The following is a 2,915-nucleotide window of genomic DNA, read 5'->3' as shown; positions in this document are numbered from 1 at the left end:
GCCATGTTTACCACAAGGAACGTCAGCAGAAACATTCGCTCGTTGCGGCTCTGTAAATCCTGCAACAGATTTTTTGCTTCGCTGCCGAAAGTAGCAAGGTCGGACGGAAATAGCGATAGGTAAGCCTTTGAAGTTATCTCCAGCTTTTCCCCCGCTTCACACCGGACATGCGACTTTCACCGCATCCGGCGTTCCATCAATCAAACAGATTTCTTAGTCTCCTTAGTCATACCATTATGAGAATTATTCGTAAGATTTGGCTTCTCCAAATCAATGGGTTTCCTTTTTGCCAATGTTCGCAGTTTGTTCAGCTTTGTGAGCTGTGAAGTATCCAATTTAAGAGCGGTGAGATAAGAACGAATAGTGTCCTCATCAACTGCGTGTATCAGTTCATGTACTGGTGCAAGCACCAATACCAGATTTTCATACTTATCTCTGCCTCCAATTCCTTTTGGCTTCTTGTGATGGCAGTGAATTTCTGATATACACTGAAATTTCTTTCCCGTTACCGCACATTTTCCCCATTGAGCGGAGAACAGTGAGATACGGTTATCCGCATACTCTGTACTGCGGCTGTATGTAGGCGCTCTCATTAGCTGTAGCAGTAAGAAAGTGTTTATCCGCAAATCGTCATGGATTTCACTTCTTCCTGCCGCTGTGTAAGCGCACACTTTTCGCCGCTGACTCATTGGATTTTTACATTGAACATAGCTTATTGGATAAATCGGTTCTTTGGATTGTGCTATATATCTTAGTTGCTCCGATTTCCCATATCTTTGGATTTCCATTTTTGTCAGGTCACGGCCTTCCTTTTTCAGCCGGTGTGTCTTTCCAGATTTCAGCCTGTTTTTGAGAACTGTATTAACAGCTCTGCCAATATCACCGCAGTCTATGCTGATGTCAGTGGCTAACTGGTAGTAATTCTGGATTCCCATAACCATGGAGTTGAACAGCCGTACTTCCCCGGCTTCTCCACGTCCTTTTCTGGGAAATTTGATATTTCCGACTTGTTTAGTCAGGCTGGCTTTAACCTTTTTGTATGCTTTATCGCACATGTGCGATTGAACGACGTACTTTTTCCCCTTTTTGCGTAGTCGGATTTTGAATCCGAGAAATTCAGAATAGCTCCGTCTGACGTCAACAACTCTCGTTTTCTCCGGTGAAACATCAAGGCGCAGGCGTTCTTTCAGCCATTGCGTGACCGCAATCAGCGTCCGGTCTGCCTGTTCCCTTGTTCTACAGAGAATCCGAAAATCGTCTGCATATCTCACGATATACATTTCTTTCAGCCGTGTATTCCGCATTGCCCGGTACGCATGGCTTTGTATCGGACAGCCTGCCGCATTTTCTCTGTAAGCGTAGTTTTCCGTTACCGGGTTGCACTGCCATTGGCTTTCTATCCAATGGTCAAGTTCATTCAGCACCACATTTGCCAATAGTGGGGAAATAATTCCGCCTTGCGGCGTTCCCTTTGTTGGGTGTTCTGTGTTGCCGTCCGGCATGAGGATTGGAGCTTTGAGAATCCTACGGATTACATAGAGCAGTTCTTTATCCCGGATATTCAGTGACCATAACTGTTTTATCAGTTTTGAATGGTCTACATTGTCAAAGAAACCTTTTATGTCAAACTCTACTACATAGTGAAGTCCTGACTTTTGCATAAGTCTGTAGGTTGCCGCTATCGCATTTTCAACCGACCGATTTGGACGGAATCCATAGCTATTGTTGCTGAACCTGGCTTCGCAGATAGGTTCCATGACCTGCTTGATACATTGCTGTACCAATCTATCCCAGATACAAGGGATTCCCAGTGGCCTGGTATTCCCGTTTGGTTTTGGGATGTCTTTGCGTCTTACGCTTCTTGGGGTGTAGCCGTTTTTAGCTCCCTTGACGATTTTGCGTACCCTTGCTGTGACTTCATCAGCGGTAAGTTTACCAATATCAGAAATCTTCAGCTTGTCTGTTCCCGGCGTAATACTCCCGGTATTGGATTTGATGTTCCGATAGGCCAACAGGATATTTTCTCTTGAAAGTATCACATCCATCAGGTTCTCGAAAATTTCTCCTGCCTGACTTCTGGCATACAGTTCATCAAAGGTACTTTGCATATCGTAGTATTCAGCATGGCGGAGATACTCCACGCATTTGGTTTTTGGTTTCTTCTCATTTGGCATCAGGCATCACTCTCCTTTACGGCGAGTGACTTCTTTTTGTCATACTCGCAATCCTAATTGCGACTAAGTGCTAAGTTGCCTGTTTGACTGACTTGAGGCCATTCTTCCGTTTTCCTCTTTTTCGCAGAAAACATCATCAGTTCGACCTCTGCTTTTCAGCAGTAGTACAGCAGCTTATATGATTCGTCTGCTTACTTCCTAATGGTAGAAGCCTACTGCCTTTCCTCGTTCCAACAATCCTATCTTTACATATACCTTTAGGTCTCCGCTTTAAGCCTGTCAGCTTGAACACGCCTGTAACGTGCTATGGTGTTTCATAACATCAATTTTTACTCCACCACACTGATTAGCGATGAACGCTACCAGCACATTTCTATGCCGTCATGGTATAGACCCTTACATTCGCGGTTTTCGTCAGTCATATTTCAAACATTCTGACCTTGGGTATTTTGTAGACCTCCGGCCTATAGGTAGCACCGTCCACCTCTGGACAGCTTTCGTGGGGCTGGTAATTATCCAGCAATCCATACGGCTACTCTCAGCCGACTTCACCGAGCTTCTGACAGGTCAGTTTTCACTTACACCCGCCAGTCGGAGTATTAAGGGGGCGTTTCAGGGCGTTACCCCATCATTCCACCTCTTGGATTGTTAGTTCTCCTAACATCTGAAATTTTCGTTCTTTTGTTAGTGCCTGATTTTGTCCTTCAACCACGAAGGCTTTGTTCAGGAACGAGTCGCACT

At 45.0% G+C, this 2,915-nt stretch carries 1 protein-coding gene; it reads right to left on the bottom strand.

What is annotated here, in order from left to right; all coding sequences use genetic code 11:
* Positions 1-200: 200 nt before the first annotated feature.
* Positions 201-2,174: a group II intron reverse transcriptase/maturase gene (ltrA, locus tag DWX32_RS15490; RefSeq protein ID WP_118660499.1), complete on the bottom strand. Its 1,974-nt coding sequence runs from the start codon at positions 2,172-2,174 to the stop codon at positions 201-203.
* Positions 2,175-2,915 lie beyond the last annotated feature (741 nt).

This window comes from Blautia sp. AF19-13LB (assembly GCF_003479105.1).
Lineage (GTDB): Bacteria > Bacillota > Clostridia > Lachnospirales > Lachnospiraceae > Fusicatenibacter > Fusicatenibacter saccharivorans.
Note: the sequence above shows the minus strand (reverse complement) of the source record. Positions and strands in the feature narration are given on the sequence as shown.